Source organism: Polynucleobacter yangtzensis (assembly GCF_027924165.1).
GTDB classification, from domain to species: domain Bacteria; phylum Pseudomonadota; class Gammaproteobacteria; order Burkholderiales; family Burkholderiaceae; genus Polynucleobacter; species Polynucleobacter yangtzensis.
This window is the reverse complement of sequence record NZ_AP026973.1, coordinates 35,550-57,596: the sequence shown is the minus strand read 5'-3', so window position 1 is coordinate 57,596 and position 22,047 is coordinate 35,550. Positions and strand designations below refer to the sequence as shown.

At 47.2% G+C, this 22,047-nt stretch carries 12 protein-coding genes, 6 tRNA genes, 2 rRNA genes and 1 pseudogene; all 21 read right to left on the bottom strand.

Annotation, left to right across the window (positions count from 1 at the left end; all coding sequences use genetic code 11):
- Positions 1 to 69 precede the first annotated feature (69 nt).
- A complete protein-coding gene (gene tuf / locus QMF28_RS00295; RefSeq protein WP_215348176.1) occupies positions 70 to 1,260 on the bottom strand; it encodes an elongation factor Tu in 1,191 nt (396 codons plus the stop codon).
- Between the two features lie 45 nt (positions 1,261 to 1,305).
- A complete protein-coding gene (gene fusA / locus QMF28_RS00290) occupies positions 1,306 to 3,408 on the bottom strand; it encodes an elongation factor G (RefSeq protein WP_281742555.1) in 2,103 nt (700 codons plus the stop codon).
- A gap of 27 nt (positions 3,409 to 3,435) precedes the next feature.
- On the bottom strand, positions 3,436 to 3,906 hold the full coding sequence (rpsG, locus tag QMF28_RS00285) for a 30S ribosomal protein S7 (protein WP_068320103.1): 471 nt from the start codon (positions 3,904 to 3,906) through the stop codon (positions 3,436 to 3,438).
- Positions 3,907 to 4,066: 160 nt separating this feature from the next.
- Positions 4,067 to 4,447: a 30S ribosomal protein S12 gene (gene rpsL / locus QMF28_RS00280; RefSeq protein WP_068320100.1), complete on the bottom strand. Its 381-nt coding sequence runs from the start codon at positions 4,445 to 4,447 to the stop codon at positions 4,067 to 4,069.
- Positions 4,448 to 4,624: 177 nt separating this feature from the next.
- Positions 4,625 to 8,887, bottom strand: a complete 4,263-nt coding sequence (gene rpoC, locus QMF28_RS00275; protein ID WP_281742550.1) for a DNA-directed RNA polymerase subunit beta' — start codon at positions 8,885 to 8,887, stop codon at positions 4,625 to 4,627.
- Position 8,888: 1 nt separating this feature from the next.
- Positions 8,889 to 12,989, bottom strand: a complete 4,101-nt coding sequence (rpoB, locus tag QMF28_RS00270) for a DNA-directed RNA polymerase subunit beta (protein ID WP_068320096.1) — start codon at positions 12,987 to 12,989, stop codon at positions 8,889 to 8,891.
- Positions 12,990 to 13,216: 227 nt separating this feature from the next.
- Positions 13,217 to 13,594: a 50S ribosomal protein L7/L12 gene (gene rplL / locus QMF28_RS00265; protein WP_215366452.1), complete on the bottom strand. Its 378-nt coding sequence runs from the start codon at positions 13,592 to 13,594 to the stop codon at positions 13,217 to 13,219.
- Between the two features lie 153 nt (positions 13,595 to 13,747).
- Positions 13,748 to 14,263 (bottom strand): annotated as a pseudogene (gene rplJ / locus QMF28_RS00260) (50S ribosomal protein L10); the annotation flags it as partial.
- A 239-nt stretch (positions 14,264 to 14,502) separates the two neighbouring features.
- Positions 14,503 to 15,204 carry a 50S ribosomal protein L1 gene (gene rplA, locus QMF28_RS00255; RefSeq protein ID WP_068320090.1) on the bottom strand — a complete coding sequence of 234 codons (702 nt, stop codon included), beginning with the start codon at positions 15,202 to 15,204 and terminating at the stop codon, positions 14,503 to 14,505.
- Between the two features lie 2 nt (positions 15,205 to 15,206).
- Positions 15,207 to 15,638 carry a 50S ribosomal protein L11 gene (gene rplK / locus QMF28_RS00250; protein WP_068320088.1) on the bottom strand — a complete coding sequence of 144 codons (432 nt, stop codon included), beginning with the start codon at positions 15,636 to 15,638 and terminating at the stop codon, positions 15,207 to 15,209.
- A 167-nt stretch (positions 15,639 to 15,805) separates the two neighbouring features.
- Positions 15,806 to 16,378 carry a transcription termination/antitermination protein NusG gene (nusG, locus tag QMF28_RS00245; RefSeq protein WP_068320086.1) on the bottom strand — a complete coding sequence of 191 codons (573 nt, stop codon included), beginning with the start codon at positions 16,376 to 16,378 and terminating at the stop codon, positions 15,806 to 15,808.
- 7 nt (positions 16,379 to 16,385) lie between these two features.
- Complete coding sequence (gene secE, locus QMF28_RS00240) at positions 16,386 to 16,763, bottom strand: preprotein translocase subunit SecE (RefSeq protein ID WP_068320084.1); 378 nt, start codon at positions 16,761 to 16,763, stop codon at positions 16,386 to 16,388.
- 20 nt (positions 16,764 to 16,783) lie between these two features.
- A tRNA-Trp gene (locus tag QMF28_RS00235) sits at positions 16,784 to 16,859 on the bottom strand.
- A 13-nt stretch (positions 16,860 to 16,872) separates the two neighbouring features.
- Entirely contained in the window at positions 16,873 to 18,063 is a 1,191-nt protein-coding gene (gene tuf, locus QMF28_RS00230) for an elongation factor Tu (protein WP_215348176.1), read from the bottom strand.
- Positions 18,064 to 18,127: 64 nt separating this feature from the next.
- Positions 18,128 to 18,202: transfer RNA gene (locus QMF28_RS00225), tRNA-Thr, on the bottom strand.
- A 21-nt stretch (positions 18,203 to 18,223) separates the two neighbouring features.
- Positions 18,224 to 18,297, bottom strand: a tRNA-Gly gene (locus QMF28_RS00220).
- Between the two features lie 5 nt (positions 18,298 to 18,302).
- Positions 18,303 to 18,387 (bottom strand) — tRNA-Tyr (locus QMF28_RS00215).
- Positions 18,388 to 18,492: 105 nt separating this feature from the next.
- A 5S ribosomal RNA gene (gene rrf, locus QMF28_RS00210) occupies positions 18,493 to 18,606 on the bottom strand.
- Positions 18,607 to 18,712: 106 nt separating this feature from the next.
- A 23S ribosomal RNA gene (locus QMF28_RS00205) occupies positions 18,713 to 21,586 on the bottom strand.
- Between the two features lie 267 nt (positions 21,587 to 21,853).
- A tRNA-Ala gene (locus QMF28_RS00200) sits at positions 21,854 to 21,929 on the bottom strand.
- A 30-nt stretch (positions 21,930 to 21,959) separates the two neighbouring features.
- Positions 21,960 to 22,036 (bottom strand) — tRNA-Ile (locus QMF28_RS00195).
- Positions 22,037 to 22,047 lie beyond the last annotated feature (11 nt).

Genomic DNA, 22,047 nt, shown 5'->3' with positions numbered 1-22,047 from the left:
AGCTCGGTGACATCAGCAGCACTGATGTCACCGGTTAGCAAACCGCTAAATATTTGTTACTAGTAAAACTTAAGCCAAAATCTTTGCAACCACGCCGGCGCCAACAGTACGGCCACCTTCGCGGATCGCAAAACGTAAACCTTCTTCCATCGCGATAGGAGCGATGAGTTTTACGGTAATCGTCACGTTATCACCAGGCATAACCATTTCTTTGTCTTTTGGCAACTCGATTGAACCAGTTACGTCCGTAGTGCGGAAGTAGAACTGTGGACGATAGTTGTTAAAGAATGGAGTATGACGGCCACCTTCGTCTTTACCCAAGATGTAAACCTCGGCTGTAAAGTGAGTATGTGGGGTGATTGAACCTGGCTTAGCCAATACTTGGCCGCGCTCAACTTCTTCACGTTTTGTACCGCGTAACAAGATACCAACGTTATCGCCTGCTTGACCTTGGTCGAGCAATTTGCGGAACATTTCAACACCAGTACAAGTTGTCTTGAGTGTTGGCTTGATACCGATAATTTCGATCTCTTCACCAACTTTAACGATACCGCGCTCGATACGGCCTGTAACAACAGTACCGCGACCGGAGATAGAGAACACGTCTTCTACTGGCATCAAGAACGCGCCGTCAACAGCACGCTCTGGAGTTGGGATGTATGAGTCAAGTGCTTCAGCCAATTTCATGATGGCTTCTTTACCCAATTTGCCTTCGTCGCCTTCAAGGGCTAACTTAGCAGAACCTTGGATGATTGGTGTGTCATCGCCAGGGAAGTTGTACTTAGACAGAAGCTCACGAACTTCCATTTCAACTAATTCGAGCAATTCAGCGTCATCAACCATGTCGCACTTGTTGAGGAACACCACGATGTAAGGAACACCAACTTGGCGTGCCAAGAGGATGTGCTCACGAGTTTGTGGCATTGGGCCGTCAGCAGCAGAGCAAACTAAAATTGCGCCGTCCATCTGAGCAGCACCAGTAATCATGTTCTTAACGTAGTCAGCATGTCCTGGGCAATCTACGTGAGCGTAGTGACGGTTAGCTGTCTCGTACTCAACGTGCGCTGTATTAATCGTAATACCGCGTGCTTTTTCTTCTGGAGCAGCATCGATCTGATCGTATGCTTTAGCTTCGCCACCGAATGCTTTAGAAAGCACGGTTGCAATTGCTGCTGTCAATGTGGTTTTACCGTGGTCAACGTGACCGATGGTGCCTACGTTTACGTGCGGTTTTGTCCGCTCGAATTTTTCTTTTGCCATTTTTGTCTGCCTTCTTTAGCTAGTCAATATTCAAAAATTAATAAATTATTTCGCTTTAGCAGCCATAACTGCTTCTGCTACGTTCTTTGGTGCTTCTGCGTAATGCTTAAATTCCATGGTGTAAGTAGCGCGACCTTGGGTCAACGAGCGCAAGCCAGTTGAGTAACCAAACATCTCTGCCAATGGCACTTCAGCGCGAACGATCTTACCGCCGCCTGGAATGTCATCCATACCTTGCAAAATACCGCGACGTGATGAGAGGTCACCCATTACGTTGCCCATGAAATCTTCTGGCGTTTCAACTTCAACAGCCATCATTGGCTCTAGCAACACTGGAGCCGCTCTACGCATACCGTCTTTGAAAGCCATAGAACCCGCCATCTTAAATGCGTTTTCATTGGAGTCAACGTCATGGTATGAACCGAAGAACAAAGTTGCTTTGATATCTACGACTGGGTAACCAGCCAAGACACCGGAGTTCAATGTTTCGATAATGCCTTTTTCAACTGCAGGGATGTATTCACGTGGAACTACACCGCCCTTAATAGCGTCAACGAATTCAAAACCTTTGCCTGGGGCTTGTGGCTCTAACTTCAAGACCACGTGACCGTATTGACCGCGTCCACCAGACTGCTTAACGAACTTACCTTCAACTTCGTCGCAGTTCTTGCGAATCGTTTCACGGTAAGCAACCTGTGGCTTACCAACAGTTGCTTCTACACCGAATTCACGCTTCATACGGTCAACCAAAATTTCCAAGTGGAGCTCGCCCATACCGGAAATAATTGTTTGGCCTGATTCTTCGTCAGTCTTCACACGGAAAGAAGGATCTTCTTGTGCCAAGCGATTTAAAGCAAGACCCATTTTTTCTTGGTCAGCTTTTGTCTTAGGCTCAACAGCTTGAGAAATCACAGGCTCTGGGAATACCATGCGCTCCAAAATAACAATGCTATCTGGGTCGCACAATGTTTCGCCTGTAGTTGCGTCTTTCAGACCAACCGCAGCAGCGATGTCACCAGCGAATACTTCTTTAATTTCTTCACGTTCATTTGCGTGCATCTGCAACAAACGGCCAACACGCTCTTTCTTACCCTTAATTGGGTTATAGATTGTGTCGCCAGATTTCATTACGCCTGAGTAAACGCGGAAGAAAATGAGCTGACCTACAAATGGGTCAGTCATGATCTTAAATGCCAATGCGGAGAACTTCTCAGCATCGTCAGCTTTACGTGTTGCAGGAGTGCCGTCTTCTAATTCACATGGAACTGGTGGCACATCTAAAGGTGATGGTAACAATTCAACTACAGCGTCCAACATCGCCTGAACGCCTTTGTTCTTAAACGCCGTTCCGCAAAGCATTGGAACGATTTCGTTAGCAATAGTACGTTGACGTAACGCTTTCTTGATTTCATCTTCGGTCAAGCCTTCACCACCGAGATATTTTTCCATCAACTCTTCTGAGCTTTCAGCTGCAGCTTCGAGCATCTTCTCGCGCCATTCCTCAGCAGAAGCTTGCAATTCCGCAGGAATATCTTCGTATGTAAATTTAGTACCTTGTGAAGCCTCGTCCCAATAGACAGCCTTCATTTTTACCAAGTCCACCACGCCTTTAAAGTTTTCTTCAGCGCCAATTGGAATTTGGATCAAGATTGGATTTGCTTTAAGGCGAGTTCTCATTTGGTCGTAGACCTTGAAGAAGTTCGCACCAGTACGGTCCATCTTGTTTACAAATGCTAAACGTGGGACTTGGTACTTGTTTGCTTGACGCCAAACAGTTTCAGATTGTGGCTGCACACCACCTACCGCACAGTAAACCATGCATGCGCCATCCAAAACGCGCATTGAACGCTCCACTTCAATAGTGAAGTCTACGTGTCCAGGGGTATCAATAATATTGATACGGTGCTCAGGCATATTGCCTGCCATGCCCTTCCAGAATGTTGTAGTAGCAGCAGAAGTAATCGTGATACCACGCTCTTGCTCTTGCTCCATCCAGTCCATGGTTGCAGCGCCGTCATGAACTTCACCAATCTTGTGATTAACACCGGTGTAGAACAAAACGCGTTCTGTAGTTGTTGTTTTACCTGCGTCAATGTGCGCAGAAATACCGATATTGCGGTATTTGTCGATAGGGGTTTTACGTGCCACTGTTGGTGCCTTTTCTTTACTATTTGATTAGAAGCGGAAATGTGAGAAAGCTTTGTTAGCTTCTGCCATACGGTGAACTTCTTCACGCTTCTTCATTGCGCCGCCACGACCTTCAGCAGCTTCTAATAATTCGTTGGCTAAACGTTGAGCCATAGATTTTTCGCCACGCTTCTTAGCGGCTTCACGCAACCAGCGCATTGCCAAAGCGGAACGACGTGATGGACGAACTTCAACAGGAACTTGATAGTTAGCACCACCAACACGACGGCTCTTAACCTCAACCATTGGCTTAACGTTGCCCATGGCTGTTGAAAAAATTTCGAGTGGTTCTTTGTTTGCTTTTTTCTCGATGTGATCAAAGGCACCGTAAACGATACGCTCTGCAACCGATTTCTTACCGTCCAACATGAGGACGTTCATGAATTTAGCTACTTCTACATTACCGAATTTTGGATCCGGCAAAATTTCCCGTTTGGGAACTTCACGACGACGTGGCATAACTACTCCTTCAGTTCAGTTAGGGATGTTCACATGAATCATCCGCTCCGGCTGTCCTACTATCTAAGGAGTTTCTTAGACGGAACAGCCACTTACTTGTCTTTTAAGTCTGACAAACAATGACTTACTACAAAAAACTACACTGCTTAATTACTAAAAATTAAGCAGCTTTCTTAGCGCGCTTAGCACCGTATTTAGAACGGGCCTGCTTACGATCTTTAACACCTTGCAAGTCCAAAGAACCACGCACGATGTGATAACGAACACCTGGTAAGTCCTTAACACGACCGCCACGAATCAACACTACTGAGTGTTCCTGGAGGTTATGGCCTTCACCACCAATGTATGAAATCACTTCAAAACCATTGGTTAAGCGAACTTTGGCTACTTTACGTAGCGCAGAGTTAGGCTTTTTAGGAGTAGTTGTGTACACACGTGTACATACACCGCGGCGCTGCGGGCTGTTTTGCATCGCAGGGCTCTTGCTTTTAACGGTAAGCTTTGCTCTTGGCTTGCGTATTAATTGATTAATTGTTGGCATAAAATAGCTCGGTTAGTACTTCTTTGTTGCTTTCTTCAAGAAAATCAATGACTTAGAGAATTTCTAGGTCAAAAAGACCCTCTTCTGAATCAGTAGAACTCAGCATTCTAGCTTGGCCAGCCTTTTCCGTCAACCAAATGGGGAAAAAACTGGCCATTTCTGGCCAGAATTACCAAATTAGCTTGGATCAGCCTCCCCAGTAGGAGCAACGACTTCAGCCTCGATTTCTACAGGCATATTGGCCATTGCTTCCTCTTCGGCGGCAATCATTTGAGCGCGGTCACGCTCGAATTGCTCTCTGACCTTGCGTGCACGGCGATAAGACAAGCCGGTACCAGCAGGGATCAGACGACCAATAATGACGTTTTCCTTGAGGCCACGGAGTGTATCGGTCTTGCCCATAATTGCGGCTTCGGTCAATACACGGGTGGTTTCTTGGAAAGAAGCCGCTGAAATGAAGCTGTCGGTCGACAAGGATGCCTTAGTAATACCTAGCAACACGTTATCGAACTGAGCTGGGTGCTTGCCTTGGGCGATCACTGCATCGTTAGCGTCATACAACTTAGAACGCTCAACTTGCTCACCAGTGATGAATGATGTGTCGCCTGGATCAGTTACCTGAACACGACGCAACATCTGACGCACGATAACTTCAATGTGCTTGTCATTGATCTTCACACCCTGGAGACGGTAAACGTCTTGAACTTCGTCAACGATGTAGATTGCCAACTCTTCGATACCTTTGAGAGTCAAGATGTCGTGTGGATCAGCAGGGCCTTCCACAATCATCTCGCCCTTGTTCACAACTTGGCCGTCGTGAACGAGAACTTGCTTCTCTTTAGGAATCAAGAATTCATTGGCTTCACCGTCCATATCGGTAATCACCAAACGCTGTTTACCTTTGGTTTCTTTGCCGAAGGAAACTGTTCCAGTAACTTTCGCCAATACAGCTGCATCTTTTGGTGAACGCGCTTCGAACAATTCTGCAACGCGTGGCAAACCACCAGTAATGTCGCGAGTCTTCTGTGATTCGATTGGAATACGTGCCAATACTTCACCGACTTCAACTTTCTGACCATCCTTAACAGTAATCAAAGCGCCTACCTGGAGGCCAATGTTTACTGGATGATCAGTACCGGCGATCATGACTTCATTACCCTTTTCATCAACCAAGTTGATCATTGGGCGAACGCCTTTGCTTGCTGCTGAACGACGCTTACCATCAATCACCACCAAAGTGGATAGACCGGTAACCTCGTCAACCTGCTTAGCAACAGTTACACCTTCTTCAACGTTGTCGAAGCGAGCGATACCAGCGTACTCAGAAATAATCGGACGTGTTAATGGATCCCAGGTTGCTAAGCTTGCGCCAGCCTTAACTGCTGCATCTTCTTTCAACAAGAGAGTTGCGCCGTAAGGAACTTTATGACGCTCGCGCTCGCGACCATTCTCATCAACGATCAAGGCTTCGCCAGAACGTGAAATCACGATCTGTTCACCCTTCGCGTTCTTCACAACACGCATCGTGCCGGAGAACTTCAATGCACCATTTGATTTAGCTTCAATATTGCTTGCAACTAAAGCGCGTGACGCTGCACCACCGATGTGGAAGGTACGCATAGTCAACTGTGTACCTGGCTCACCGATCGACTGAGCAGCGATAACACCAACCGCCTCACCAACGTTCACCAAACCACCGCGACCTAGATCACGTCCGTAGCACTTAGCGCACAAGCCAAAGCGAGTTAAGCAAGACAATACTGTGCGAACTTTAACTTCGTCGATACCCAATGCCACGATTTGATCAACGTGATCTTCATCGAGCAATGTGTCGTTAGGAACAATCACTTCTTGTGTATCAGGGTGAACGATGTCACCGATACATACACGACCCAAAATACGATCACGCAATGCTTCGATAATCTCGCCGCCTTCAACAAGCGCTTTCATCGTTACGCCAGAAGTTGCGCCGCAATCTTCTTCAATAACCACGAGGTCTTGAGTTACGTCGCATAAACGACGTGTCAAGTAACCAGAGTTCGCTGTTTTCAACGCTGTATCGGCCAGACCTTTACGAGCACCGTGGGTTGAGATGAAGTACTGCAACACGTTCAAACCTTCACGGAAGTTCGCAGTAATTGGAGTTTCAATAATGGAGCCATCAGGCTTCGCCATCAAACCACGCATACCAGCCAACTGACGAATCTGCGCTGCAGATCCACGCGCACCAGAATCCGCCATCATGTAGATGGAGTTGAAAGATTCTTGACGCACAGTTTTACCGTTACGGTCGAGTACGTCAACGTGTGACAACTCATCCATCATCGCTTTACCAACTTGGTCACCAGCGGCACCCCAAATATCAACCACGTTGTTATAACGCTCTTGATTGGTTACGAGACCTGACATGAACTGCTTGTCGTACTCTTTAACCTTGGCAGAAGCCTCAGTGATGATGCGCTCTTTAGAAGTTGGAATCAGCATATCGTCGATCGCAACCGAGATACCGGCGTTAGTCGCCAAGCGGAAACCAGACTGCAAGAGGCGGTCAGCAAAAATCACTGTTTCACGCAAACCGCACTTACGGAATGAAGTGTTGATCAAGCGTGAGATTTCTTTTTTCTTCAAAGGCTTGTTGATTTCCTCGAAAGACATGCCTTTAGGCAAAATCTCAGACAAGATTGCACGGCCAACTGATGTTTGATAGATCTTGGTCTTCTCAGCAAAACGCGCATCGCCTTCTGCCTTCTTGTCCACGATCTCATACTCAGTAATACGCACAGCAACACGAGAAGCCAATTCAACTTGACCTGCTTCGTATGCACGCACTACTTCAGTAATGTTAGCGAAAACCATGCCTTCGCCCTTACCGTTGATCTTGTCACGTGTAGCGTAGTACAGACCCAACACCACGTCCTGTGAAGGAACGATTGATGGCTCGCCGTTAGCTGGGAACAATACGTTGTTCGAAGCCAACATCAATGTACGTGCTTCCATTTGCGCTTCGAGCGACAAAGGAACGTGAACCGCCATTTGGTCACCGTCAAAGTCGGCGTTAAATGCCGCGCAGACTAATGGGTGCAATTGGATTGCTTTACCTTCAATCAGCATTGGCTCGAAAGCCTGGATACCGAGACGGTGCAATGTAGGCGCACGGTTCAACATGATTGGATGTTCACGAATCACTTCTTCGAGAATGTCCCAAACGATTGGAGTCTGGCTTTCAACTTCTTTTTTCGCAGCCTTAATAGTGGTTGCAATTCCCAAAGTCTCAAGCTTGTTGAAAATGAATGGCTTGAACAATTCTAAAGCCATCAATTTTGGTAAGCCGCACTGATGCAATTTCAATGTAGGGCCAACCACGATGACTGAACGACCAGAGTAGTCAACACGTTTACCCAACAAGTTTTGACGGAAACGACCGCTCTTACCTTTAATCATCTCAGCCAAGGACTTGAGAGGACGCTTGTTAGCGCCAGTCATAGCCTTACCGCGACGACCGTTGTCGAGCAATGAGTCAACCGCTTCTTGCAACATACGTTTTTCGTTGCGAACGATGATCTCTGGTGCGCGCAACTCTAACAAACGCTTTAAACGGTTGTTACGGTTGATTACACGACGATAGAGATCGTTCAAATCGGAGGTAGCAAAGCGACCGCCATCCAATGGCACCAATGGGCGCAATTCAGGTGGCAATACTGGCAATACTTCCATGATCATCCAGTCAGGCTTAATACCTGAAGTCTGGAACGCCTCGAGCACTTTTAAACGCTTTGCGTATTTCTTAATCTTGGCATCGCTACCAGTAGCTTTCAAGTCAGCACGAATAGTCTCGACTTCGCGATCGATATCAATCGAACGCAAGAGATCACGAATACCTTCCGCGCCCATGATGGCGGTAAATGCACCGTCACCATACTCTTCAGTCTTAGCAATGTACTCGTCTTCAGACATGATCTGACCGCGCTTCATTGCGCCTTCAGGAGTCATGCCAGGATCAACCACTACATATGCTTCAAAGTAAAGGACGCGCTCGATATCACGCAATGTCATATCGAGAACCATGCCCAAACGGGATGGCAGGGACTTCAAGAACCAGATGTGCGCTACAGGGGCTGCCAACTCAATGTGGCCCATGCGCTCACGACGTACCTTGGCGAGAGTAACTTCAACACCGCACTTCTCACAGATAACGCCACGGAACTTTAAACGCTTGTACTTACCGCATAAGCACTCGTAGTCTTTTGTTGGTCCAAAAATCTTGGCGCAAAACAAACCATCACGCTCGGGCTTAAATGTCCGGTAGTTGATGGTTTCTGGCTTGCGTACTTCACCAAAAGACCATGAGCGAATTTTCTCAGGAGATGCGAGGCCAATCTTGATGACATCAAACTGCTCATCACCCTGCGTTTGCTTAAATAAATCGAGCAATGCTTTCATATCAGTTGCGCTCCATGTCAATGTCAATACCCAACGAACGGATTTCTTTTACCAGCACGTTGAAGGATTCGGGCATGCCAGCATCAATCGTGTGCTCGCCCTTGACGATGTTTTCGTAAACCTTGGTACGGCCTGCGACGTCATCGGACTTCACTGTCAGCATTTCTTGCAAGACATATGAAGCGCCGTATGCTTCGAGGGCCCAGACTTCCATCTCACCAAAGCGCTGACCACCGAACTGAGCTTTACCGCCCAATGGCTGTTGCGTTACTAAAGAGTAAGGTCCGGTTGAACGAGCATGCATCTTGTCATCGACCAAATGGTGGAGTTTCAAGACGTGCATTACGCCAACAGTTACTGGACGCTCGAATTGATCGCCAGTACGGCCGTCGCACAAAATCATTTGCTGACGCGAAGGAGTCATCTTCAAAGAAGTAGCAACTTCTTCTGGATAAGCCAACTCGAGCATGCGTCCGATTTCTGCTTCTGTAGCACCGTCAAACACTGGAGTTGCAAATGGCAAGCCTTGGCGGAGATTCTCAGCCAATACTGTGATTTGCTCGTCAGTGAAGTTGTCGATATCTTCAATGCGGCCTGTTTCGTTATAAAGCTGTTTGAGGAACTTACGTAACTCAGCTTGTTTAGCTTGTTGACGAACCATCTCGTCGATACGCTTACCAATACCTTGAGCAGCCCAACCTAAATGGGTTTCCAAGATCTGACCAACGTTCATACGGGAAGGAACACCCAATGGGTTCAAGACGATGTCAACAGGGCGTCCGTCAGCCATAAATGGCATGTCTTCAGCTGGAGCGATTTTAGAAACCACGCCTTTGTTACCGTGACGACCGGCCATCTTGTCACCAGGCTGTAAGCGACGCTTAACAGCCAAGTAAACCTTAACCATCTTCGTTACGCCAGGCTGCAAATCATCGCCCTGGGTAAGCTTGGTGCGCTTCTCTTCGAAGGCTTCATCAAACTGTTTACGTTTCGCTTCGATTGAGGACTTAATCGCTTCAACTTGTGAGGCAACTTCGTCATCTGCTGGACGCACATCAAACCAATGGTATTTATCTAAGCCAGCAAGGTATTCCTTGTCGATCTTAGTGCCTTTAGCTAATTTCTGAGGACCACCATTAGCAACTTTGCCAATCAACAGCTTTTCTAAACGCATGAAGGCGTCGCCTTCAACAATACGCAACTGATCGTTTAAGTCCAAACGATAGCGTTGTAATTCTTCTTGAATAATTGACTGTGCACGGGCATCGCGCTCAATACCTTCACGGGTGAAGACTTGAACATCGATAACAGTACCGATCATTCCTGATGGAACGCGCAAAGAAGTATCTTTTACGTCAGATGCTTTTTCACCGAAGATCGCGCGGAGGAGCTTCTCTTCTGGAGTGAGAGTTGTCTCGCCCTTTGGAGTTACCTTACCAACCAATACGTCGCCAGCTTCAACTTCAGCACCGATGTAAACAATACCGCTTTCATCTAAACGGGAGAGTTGTGACTCTGCCAAATTAGAGATATCGCGAGTAATTTCTTCTGAACCAAGCTTGGTATCACGTGCAACCACTGACAGCTCTTCAATATGAATAGAGGTGTAGCGGTCATCAGCAACAACTTTCTCAGAGATCAAGATTGAATCTTCGAAGTTGTAACCGTTCCATGGCATAAATGCCACAGTCATGTTTTGACCCAAAGCCAATTCACCTAAATCGGTAGATGCACCGTCAGCAACTACGTCGCCGCGGGCTACACGATCGCCAACCTTCACGATTGGACGTTGGTTGATGTTGGTGTTTTGGTTTGAACGGGTGTACTTGATGAGGTTATAAATATCCACACCAACTTCACCGGCTGCAGTTTCATCATCGTTCACACGAATCACAACACGATTCGCATCAACGTAATCAACAATACCGCCACGCGCTGCTAATACAACAGTGCCGGAGTCAACCGCAACAATGCGCTCTAAACCTGTACCAACTAATGGCTTATCAGGACGCAAGCAAGGAACTGCTTGACGCTGCATGTTCGCACCCATCAACGCACGGTTCGCATCATCGTGCTCTAAGAATGGAACGAGTGAAGCAGCAGCAGAAACGATCTGGCTAGGAGCAACGTCGATGAAATCGATGCGCTCTGGGCTAACCATCATGGTTTCACCAGCTTGACGAGCAGAAACCAATTCGTCAGCTAATTTACCGTTTTTGTCGATCGTTGCATTCGCCTGAGCAATTACATACTTCGCTTCTTCAATCGCAGAGAGGTAAACCACTTCATCGCTTACCTTGCTATTGGAAACCTTGCGGTATGGAGTCTCAAGGAAACCATGCTCATTCAAACGCGCAAACAACGCGAGCGAGTTGATCAAACCAATGTTAGGTCCTTCTGGAGTTTCGATAGGGCAAACACGTCCGTAGTGGGTTGGATGCACGTCGCGCACTTCGAAACCTGCGCGCTCGCGTGTCAAACCACCAGGTCCCAATGCAGAAATACGACGTTTGTGCGTGATCTCTGAGAGTGGGTTGGTTTGGTCCATAAACTGGGACAACTGTGAAGAACCGAAGAACTCACGAATAGCAGAAGAGATTGGCTTGCTGTTAATCAAATCATGCGGCATGAGGTTTTCTGTTTCGGCTTGGCCGAGACGCTCTTTAACCGCACGCTCAACACGTGACAAACCAGCACGGAATTGGTTTTCAGCCAACTCGCCAACGCAACGCACACGACGATTACCTAAGTGATCGATATCGTCCACTTCGCCTTTGCCGTTACGCAAATCTACGAGAGATTTAATGGTATCGAGAATATCTTCGTTTGACAGAACCATTGGACCTTCCATTTCTGGACGGTTCAAACGGCTGTTGACCTTCATACGGCCAACGCGTGACAAATCGTAAGTATCTTCGCTGTAGAACAAGCGCTGGAACAAGGCTTCAACAGCATCTTCTGTTGGAGGCTCACCAGGACGCATCATGCGGTAAATAGCGATACGAGCAGCCATTTGGTCCGCAGTTTCATCAGTACGCAATGTCTGAGAAATGTATGCACCAGAATCTAAATCGTTGGTGTAGATGGTTTCTAACTGCTTGATACCTGCATCGCGCAATGTCGCCAACAACTCTTCAGTGATTTCATCGTTAGCGTAAGCCAAGATTTCACCGGAGTCTGGATCAACAATATTGCGTGCAACTACACGACCAATTAAATAGTCATCTGGTACAGCGATTGTTTTTGTTTTTGCAGCCTCAAGTTCGCGGATATGCTTTGCATTGATACGCTTGTCTTTTTGAATGACTACAACGCCATTCTTGTCGAGCACATCAAAGCTAGCCAACTGACCACGCAAACGCTCTGGCACAAATTCCATTGAGCCGCCATTAGCAGTCAATGAGAAATGGTCAAAGTTAAAGAAGTTAGCAAGAATCTGTTCGTTGTTTAAACCAATTGCTTTGAGCAAAATGGTGACAGGCATCTTACGACGACGGTCAACGCGGAAATAGAGAATATCTTTTGGATCAAACTCGAAATCGAGCCATGAACCACGGTAAGGAATGATGCGTGCTGAGAACAGCAACTTACCTGAGCTGTGTGTCTTGCCCTTATCGTGTTCAAAGAACACGCCTGGGGAACGGTGCAACTGAGATACGATTACGCGCTCAGTACCGTTAATCACAAAAGAGCCGTTTTCTGTCATGAGTGGAATTTCACCCATGTAGACTTCGCTCTCTTTTACCTCTTTAACCTTAGTAGGCGCTTCGCGATCATAAATAATCAAGCGAACTTTTGCGCGTAAGGCAGAGTGGTATGTGTAACCACGTTGCTGACACTCTTTAACGTCAAATGGTGGCTGTGATAACTGGTAAGACACGTATTCCATACGTGCATAGCCGTTGTTAGACACAATTGGGAACGCTGATGTAAAGGCGGCTTGAAGTCCCTCAGTAAGACGAGACATTGCCGGCTTATCAGCCTGTAAAAATTTAGCGTAGGATTCCAGCTGCGTTGCGATCAGGTACGGAACCTGGTGGTTGTTTACTCGCTTAGCAAAGCTTTTACGGACTCGCTTGCGTTCGGTGAAGCTATAGTTCATTTCATCTCCGAATTCAGCGACTGTACAAAGATTTGGCGATTGGCCACTACCAATCACTGGCGGACAACACTAAACCGTTTCGATCTAGTGTCCGACCAAACTTGCATTCTGCAGTCGTATCAGAAGGCAAACCCGATTTCAATCAGAAATGAAATCGGGTTTGACCTCTAGAGGTCAAACCCAACATGGCTAACGCCCCTTTTTGAGAGGCGCCAGCAGTGTGTGTATTACTTAAGTTCTGCTTTAGCGCCAGCTTCTTCAAGCTTCTTCTTAGCTTCTTCAGCTGTCTTCTTATCAACAGCTTCTTTGATTGGCTTAGGTGCGCCGTCAACCAAGTCCTTAGCTTCTTTCAAGCCAAGACCAGTAATTTCGCGAACTGCCTTAATTACTGAAACTTTGTTTGCGCCAGCTTCGAGCAAGTTAACAGTGAATTCAGTTTGTTCTGCACCACCAGCATCGCCACCGGCAGCACCTGCAGGACCAGCAACAGCCATAGCTGCAGCTGAAACGCCAAACTTCTCTTCGAACGCTTTAACCAAGTCGTTCAAATCCATAACAGACATGCTACCTACTGCATCAATGATTTCTTCTTTAGTAATCGCCATTTTTAGCTCCTAATACTTAAATAGTTAATCTGTCGCTTATTCAGCGGCAGGGGTTTCGTTTGCTTCTGTTCCAGCTTCTGGGGCTGCGGCTGCAGGCTCAGCGGCTGCTTCTGGAGCGGCTTCAGCGTCTACTGCTGCTGGGGCTGCTGCTTCTGCAGGTGCTGCTGCGGGAGCGGGTGCTCCAGCTGCCTTTTGTGCTGCTACTGCGCCCAATACGCGAGCCATCGCAGATACCGGTGCCAACATCACACCTAACAACTGAGATAACAACTCGTCGCGGCTTGGAATTGTTGCGAGGGCTTTTACACCTGCAACGTCTAACAACTTGCCGTTATATAAGCCAGCAGTAATGACTAGCTTGTCTTGAGTCTTAGCAAAGTTCTGCAATACTTTTGCCGAAGCAATCGGATCAGCAGAAATGCCATAGATCAAGGGGCCAACCATCGAATCAGCAAGAGGCTCAAACTGAGTGCCTTGTGCAGCACGGCGTGCCAATGTGTTCTTCAAAACGCGAAGATATACACCTTGGTCACGTGCGCTAGCACGTAGCTTTGTCAACTGCTCTACTGGAATACCACGGTATTCAGCGAGCACGACAGTTTGGGCTCCAGCCAATTGAGCGCCGACATCAGCAACAATCGCTTTTTTGTCTTGTACATTCAAAGGCACGGTTTAACTCCATAAAAACCAACTGTTTCCAGTTGGGGTTACACACCAGCGTCTGATCATTTATTCACAAAGTCTCTTGTGAAAATCTTTTCAGGGTCGCCATCTGCGCTGGTTATTACTTTCGTAACGATTAAGAATTAATTTCTGAGTAAGCAAACCAATCCACCAACGGTCTTTGATGTTCGACTCTCACTCAAAGAGCGGGAGTCGACCCAAAGTTCTTTTTTGTTACAGGCTAGTTAAGCTGCTGCCTGTAACGATGCTTGGTCTACGCGTACGCCTGCACCCATGGTGCTGCTTACGGCGACCTTCTTTAAATAGACTCCCTTAGATGCAGGTGGCTTTGCTTTATTCAAAGCCTCAAGCAATGCGAGTAAATTGGATTTCAATGCAGTTGGCTCGAATGAACGACGGCCGATGCTTGCGTGCACGATACCGGCTTTGTCCACACGGAACTGAACTTGACCAGCTTTTGCATTCTTAACTGCAGTAGCAACGTCAGGAGTAACTGTTCCAACTTTTGGATTCGGCATCAACCCACGTGGGCCCAATACTTGACCTAAAGTACCAACAATTTTCATTGTGTCTGGAGATGCGATCAAAATATCGAAATCAATTTTGCCGCCTTTAATTTGTTCAGCAAGATCTTCCATGCCAACGATTTCTGCGCCAGCAGCTTTAGCTTGTTCAGCCTTCTCGCCTTGTGCAAAAACAGCTACACGAACATGCTTACCTGTACCAGCCGGGAGCACCACTGCGCCACGCACAACTTGGTCAGATTTCTTAGCATCAATACCCAACTGAACAGCAACGTCGATAGACTCATCAAACTTAGCAGTTGCACACTCTTTAACGAGGTTCAATGCATCGTCCAATGAATAGAACTTATTGCGATCAACTTTAGATTGAATTGCTTTTACGCGTTTAGATAACTTAGTCATGATTAGAGACCTTCCACAGTGATGCCCATGGAACGGGCGCTACCAGCGATAGTTCTAACAGCTGCATCCATATCGGCTGCTGTCAAATCTGGCATTTTTGCTTTAGCGATTTCTTCCGCTTGAGCACGAGTAATTGAACCAACCTTATCGGTATGGGGACGTGGTGATCCTTTTTCGATCTTCGCAGCCTTCTTAATCATGATGGTTGCTGGAGGAGTCTTCATGATGAATGTGAAGCTCTTATCAGCAAACGCTGTAATCACAACTGGAATTGGTAGGCCAGGTTCCATGCTCTGAGTTTGAGCATTAAACGCCTTACAAAATTCCATAATGTTGAGGCCGCGTTGACCCAATGCTGGACCTACGGGTGGTGATGGATTTGCTTTACCTGCAGGGATCTGCAGCTTAATAAAGCCAATGATCTTCTTTGCCATGTGTTGCTCCTTAAAGCGCGCCTAACCTCATTAGGAAAGACCGCTGTTGAGTAAACGCTTCGCTAGTTTTTGGCTTTCTAGCTCCGCTCCTCGGTTAAATACAAAATCTAAATAACCATCTAAAACTACAAACTGCTGCACTGCAAAACTGGACTAAGTCCTTGTTTTTACATCTTTTCTACTTGGCCGAACTCCAGTTCAACTGGGGTACCGCGGCCAAAAATTGTAACAGAAACGCGTAATCTTGACTTCTCATAATTGACTTCTTCGATATTTCCGTTGAAATCAACAAATGGGCCTTCTTTAACACGCACAATCTCACCAACTTCAAATAGGGTCTTAGGCTTAGGCTTATCTACCCCAGCCTGCATTTGATCCATGATTTTCGCTACTTCAGCAGTAGAAATTGGGCTTGGGCGGTTACGAACGCCACCTACGAAACCAGTCACTTTTGGTGTATTTTTCACCAAATGCCAGCTCTCGTCGGTCATTTCCATCTCAATCAGGACGTATCCTGGGAAGAAACGGCGCTCAGAAACAGATTTAGTGCCAGATTTGATTTCTACAACCTCTTCGGAAGGAACCAAGATACGGCCAAATTTCTCAGGCATGCCAGAACGCGCAATACGCTCTTCGAGACCTCTTTTCACGCTTTTTTCCATTCCGGAATAAGCATGAATTACATACCAGCGCATATTGCCGGTAGCTTGTGGATTTACGGCTACTTCAGAATCAGTCATTTTTTACTCACTTCCAGCCCAAAAAGACTGAAAAAACTAGCCATTCAATCAATTTGTCTGCAATCCACAAAAACAAGGACATGATCAGAACAAAGCCAAATACGACTAGAGTCATCTGGGTAGTCTCTTTACGAGTCGGCCAAACAACCTTTTTTACTTCATACCAAGAATCTTTTGCGTAGGCAATAAAACGACGCCCGTCTGGTGAAATCGCCACAATTAAAACTGCTGATGCAATGCCGCCAAATAAAACGGCAAGACGTACCAACATGGACTGGTCAGCCAGCGTGTAGTAGAGCACTAGCGCTGCGACAACGATTAAAGCAGCGAGTCCAGAGACCCAGCTGCTTTTTTCTTCAGATTGACTTGCTGTTTGTTGAGACATATTGCTTTCAGTTCAAATCGTGGCAGGGGCGGAGGGCATCGAACCCCCAACCTTTGGTTTTGGAGACCAACGCTCTGCCAATTGAGCTACACCCCTTTATAAAAACTAATTAAGCCAAAATCTTTGCAACCACGCCGGCGCCAACAGTACGGCCACCTTCGCGGATCGCAAAACGTAAACCTTCTTCCATCGCGATAGGAGCGATGAGTTTTACGGTAATCGTCACGTTATCACCAGGCATAACCATTTCTTTGTCTTTTGGCAACTCGATTGAACCAGTTACGTCCGTAGTACGGAAGTAGAACTGTGGACGATAGTTGTTAAAGAATGGAGTATGACGGCCACCTTCGTCTTTACCCAAGATGTAAACCTCGGCTGTAAAGTGAGTATGTGGGGTGATTGAGCCTGGCTTAGCCAATACTTGGCCGCGCTCAACTTCTTCACGTTTTGTACCGCGTAACAAGATACCAACGTTATCGCCTGCTTGACCTTGGTCGAGCAATTTGCGGAACATTTCAACACCAGTACAAGTTGTCTTGAGTGTTGGCTTGATACCGATAATTTCGATCTCTTCACCCACTTTAACGATACCGCGCTCGATACGGCCTGTAACAACAGTACCGCGACCGGAGATAGAGAACACGTCTTCTACTGGCATCAAGAACGCGCCGTCAACAGCACGCTCTGGAGTTGGGATGTATGAGTCAAGTGCTTCAGCCAATTTCATGATGGCTTCTTTACCCAATTTGCCTTCGTCGCCTTCAAGGGCTAACTTAGCAGAACCTTGGATGATTGGTGTGTCATCGCCAGGGAAGTTGTACTTAGACAGAAGCTCACGAACTTCCATTTCAACTAATTCGAGCAATTCAGCGTCATCAACCATGTCGCACTTGTTCAAGAACACCACGATGTAAGGAACACCAACTTGGCGTGCCAAGAGGATGTGCTCACGAGTTTGTGGCATTGGGCCGTCAGCAGCAGAGCAAACTAAAATTGCGCCGTCCATCTGAGCAGCACCAGTAATCATGTTCTTAACGTAGTCAGCATGTCCTGGGCAATCTACGTGAGCGTAGTGACGGTTAGCTGTCTCGTACTCAACGTGCGCTGTATTAATCGTAATACCGCGTGCTTTTTCTTCTGGAGCAGCATCGATCTGATCGTATGCTTTAGCTTCGCCACCGAATGCTTTAGAAAGCACGGTTGCAATTGCTGCTGTCAATGTGGTTTTACCGTGGTCAACGTGACCGATGGTGCCTACGTTTACGTGCGGTTTTGTCCGCTCGAATTTTTCTTTTGCCATTTTTAATCTGCCTTTAGTTAACTCTTAAACCAAACACGAAATACACAATTAATAAAACCATACATGGTGCCCATGGGCAGGATCGAACTGCCGACCTCTCCCTTACCAAGGGAGTGCTCTACCACTGAGCCACATGGGCGTAATCTAATGCAACAAATTCTGGAGCGGGATAAGAGAATCGAACTCTTGACCGAAGATTGGAAATCTGCTGTTTTACCATTAAACTAATCCCGCACATCTGGTGGAGGGGGTAGGATTCGAACCTACGTAGGCGTAGCCAACAGATTTACAGTCTGCCTCCTTTAGCCGCTCGGACACCCCTCCGCGAACCCAATATTCTGACTCCAAATGGAGTTTCTGTCAATCACTCTAAACGCTTTGCACAAGTAAAAACGCCCAGACCTAAGAGGGTCTGGGCGTCGCATTGGTGCCCGGCAGTTACCTACTTTCACACGGGTAATCCGCACTATCATCGGCGTAGAATCGTTTCACTGTCCTGTTCGGGATGGGAAGGAGTGGTTCCAATTCGCTATGGTCACCGGGCGTAGAGGGTCGAGTTGCTGATTAAATCAACAACTCTATTTGAGTAAGCATGTAATAAGGATGCAGATTAAATCTGGCAAACATCCAACACAATAGTGCTGGTTATAGGATCAAGCCTAACGGGCAATTAGTATCGGTTAGCTTAATGCATTACTGCACTTCCACACCCGACCTATCAACGTTGTGGTCTTCAACGACCCTTTATGTAGGTTAAACCTACGGGAGATCTCATCTTCAGGCAAGTTTCCCGCTTAGATGCTTTCAGCGGTTATCTCTTCCGTACATAGCTACCCTGCGATGCTTCTGGCGAAACAACAGGTACACCAGCGGTACGTCCACTCCGGTCCTCTCGTACTAGGAGCAGCCCCCGTCAAATCTCCAACGCCCATGGCAGATAGGGACCAAACTGTCTCACGACGTTTTAAACCCAGCTCACGTACCTCTTTAAATGGCGAACAGCCATACCCTTGGGACCGGCTACAGCCCCAGGATGAGATGAGCCGACATCGAGGTGCCAAACACCGCCGTCGATATGAACTCTTGGGCGGTATCAGCCTGTTATCCCCAGAGTACCTTTTATCCGTTGAGCGATGGCCCTTCCATACAGAACCACCGGATCACTATGACCTGCTTTCGCACCTGCTCGACTTGTCGGTCTCGCAGTTAAGCACGCTTTTGCCATTGCACTTTAGGTACGATGTCCGACCGTACCAAGCGTACCTTCGTACTCCTCCGTTACACTTTGGGAGGAGACCGCCCCAGTCAAACTGCCTACCATGCACTGTTCCCGACCCGGATAACGGGCCAAGGTTAGAACCTCAAATAAATCAGGGTGGTATTTCAAGGTTGGCTCCAACAGAACTAGCATCCTGTTATCAACGCCTCCCACCTATCCTACACAGACCGATTCAAAGTCCAATGCAAAGCTACAGTAAAGGTTCATGGGGTCTTTCCGTCTAGCCACGGGTAGATTGCATCATCACAAACATTTCAACTTCGCTGAGTCTCAGGAGGAGACAGTGTGGCCATCGTTACGCCATTCGTGCAGGTCGGAACTTACCCGACAAGGAATTTCGCTACCTTAGGACCGTTATAGTTACGGCCGCCGTTTACTGGGACTTCAATCAAGAGCTTGCACCCCATCATTTAATCTTCCAGCACCGGGCAGGCGTCACACCCTATACGTCCACTTTCGTGTTTGCAGAGTGCTGTGTTTTTATTAAACAGTCGCAGCCACCTTTTTATTGCAACCCTTTCGTCCTCCCGTTGTTCACGGTCAAACTACAAGGGCGCACCTTATCCCGAAGTTACGGTGCAAATTTGCCGAGTTCCTTCTCCTGAGTTCTCTCAAGCGCCTTAGAATACTCATCTCGCCCACCTGTGTCGGTTTGCGGTACGGTCTTGTTAGACTGAAGCTTAGAGGCTTTTCTTGGAACCACTTCCAATTGCTTCGCGAATAAATTCGCTCGTCTCACGCCCTTGAATTACGCTACCGGATTTACCTAATAGCCATCTCCAACGCAAGAACCGGGACTTCCAACACCCGGACAACTTTCCGCGATCCGTCCCCCCATCGCATCTAACAATGGTCAAGGAATATTAACCTTGTTCCCATCAGCTACGCATCTCTGCCTCGCCTTAGGGGCCGACTCACCCTGTTCCGATGAACGTTGAACAGGAAACCTTGGGCTTACGGCGAGGGGGCTTTTCACCCCCTTTATCGCTACTCATGTCAGCATTCGCACTTCTGATACCTCCAGCATCCTTTACAAGACACCTTCACAGGCTTACAGAACGCTCTCCTACCATCACATTACTGTGATCCGCAGCTTCGGTTATATGCTTAGCCCCGTTACATCTTCCGCGCAGGACGACTCGATCAGTGAGCTATTACGCTTTCTTTAAAGGATGGCTGCTTCTAAGCCAACCTCCTGACTGTTTTAGCCTTCCCACTTCGTTTCCCACTTAGCATATATTAGGGACCTTAGCTGGCGGTCTGGGTTGTTTCCCTCTTGACACCGGACGTTAGCACCCGATGTCTGTCTCCCGTGCTTGCACTTGTAGGTATTCGGAGTTTGCTATGGCGCAGTAATCCGCAATGGACCCCACTACCATGACAGTGCTCTACCCCCTACAGTGATACACGAGGCACTACCTAAATAGTTTTCGGAGAGAACCAGCTATTTCCAGTTTTGTTTAGCCTTTCACCCCTATCCACAGCTCATCCCCTAACTTTTCAACGTTAGTGGGTTCGGTCCTCCAGTACGTGTTACCGCACCTTCAACCTGGCCATGGATAGATCAACTGGTTTCGGGTCTACACCCAGCAACTAGCGCCCTATTCGGACTCGCTTTCGCTACGCCTTCCCTATTCGGTTAAGCTTGCTACTGAATGTAAGTCGCTGACCCATTATACAAAAGGTACGCAGTCACCCCTTACGAGGCTCCTACTGTTTGTATGCACACAATTTCAGGATCTATTTCACTCCCCTCCCGGGGTTCTTTTCGCCTTTCCCTCACGGTACTTGTTCACTATCGGTCGATTACGAGTATTTAGCCTTGGAGGATGGTCCCCCCATATTCAGACAGGATTTCACGTGTCCCGCCCTACTTGTCTCTAGCCTAGTACCACCCAATAATTTTCACATACGGGACTATCACCCTTTATTGTTGGACTTTCCATTCCATTCTGTTAATTACTGAGCTATCACTAGAAGGCTGTTCCCATTTCGCTCGCCACTACTCTGGGAATCTCGGTTGATGTCTTTTCCTCTCGCTACTTAGATGTTTCAGTTCACGAGGTTCGCTTCTCATACCCTATGTATTCAGGTATGGATACCACAAAAGTGGTGGGTTTCCCCATTCAGAAATCCCCGGATCAAAGCTTATTTACCAGCTCCCCGGGGCTTATCGCAGGTTATAACGTCTTTCGTCGCCTGTAATCGCCAAGGCATCCATCATGTGCACTTATTCACTTGATCCTATAACGAGCACCATTGCTAGTACCTGTTATAGGTTTACTTCTACTTCTGACATGTTTGCCGTAATCCAAACTGTAAGTACTTTGTTAAGAACTTGGTAAAACTCGTTTGTATTACTGATTGATGATTCAATCTTTACCCTTATTACATTGTCAAATGTCCTCTCAAAGAAACATTTGACACTTTGCTTACTCAAATTTTTAAAGAACAGCCATAAATGGCAAAACTAAACGATTAAATATTCGCTTAGTTTTGACATTTAGATGATGGTGGAGGATGACGGGATCGAACCGACGACCCCCTGCTTGCAAAGCAGGTGCTCTCCCAGCTGAGCTAATCCCCCAACGTCCCACTAAGTCTTGTTTCTGGCTGATGGTGGGTCTGGTAGGACTTGAACCTACGACCCCTGCGTTATCAACACAGTGCTCTAACCAGCTGAGCTACAGACCCGTGGCTTTTAT

What these genes read in the sequence shown, in the direction of transcription:
- tuf (WP_215348176.1), bottom strand. Translation starts at nt 1,260, where the DNA reads ATGGCAAAAGAAAAATTCGAGCGGACAAAACCGCACGTAAACGTAGGC.
- rpsG (WP_068320103.1), bottom strand. Translation starts at nt 3,906, where the DNA reads ATGCCACGTCGTCGTGAAGTTCCCAAACGGGAAATTTTGCCGGATCCA.
- rpsL (WP_068320100.1), bottom strand. Translation starts at nt 4,447, where the DNA reads ATGCCAACAATTAATCAATTAATACGCAAGCCAAGAGCAAAGCTTACC.
- rpoC (WP_281742550.1), bottom strand. Translation starts at nt 8,887, where the DNA reads ATGAAAGCATTGCTCGATTTATTTAAGCAAACGCAGGGTGATGAGCAG.
- rpoB (WP_068320096.1), bottom strand. Translation starts at nt 12,989, where the DNA reads ATGAACTATAGCTTCACCGAACGCAAGCGAGTCCGTAAAAGCTTTGCT.
- rplL (WP_215366452.1), bottom strand. Translation starts at nt 13,594, where the DNA reads ATGGCGATTACTAAAGAAGAAATCATTGATGCAGTAGGTAGCATGTCT.
- rplA (WP_068320090.1), bottom strand. Translation starts at nt 15,204, where the DNA reads ATGACTAAGTTATCTAAACGCGTAAAAGCAATTCAATCTAAAGTTGAT.
- rplK (WP_068320088.1), bottom strand. Translation starts at nt 15,638, where the DNA reads ATGGCAAAGAAGATCATTGGCTTTATTAAGCTGCAGATCCCTGCAGGT.
- nusG (WP_068320086.1), bottom strand. Translation starts at nt 16,378, where the DNA reads ATGACTGATTCTGAAGTAGCCGTAAATCCACAAGCTACCGGCAATATG.
- secE (WP_068320084.1), bottom strand. Translation starts at nt 16,763, where the DNA reads ATGTCTCAACAAACAGCAAGTCAATCTGAAGAAAAAAGCAGCTGGGTC.
- tuf (WP_215348176.1), bottom strand. Translation starts at nt 18,063, where the DNA reads ATGGCAAAAGAAAAATTCGAGCGGACAAAACCGCACGTAAACGTAGGC.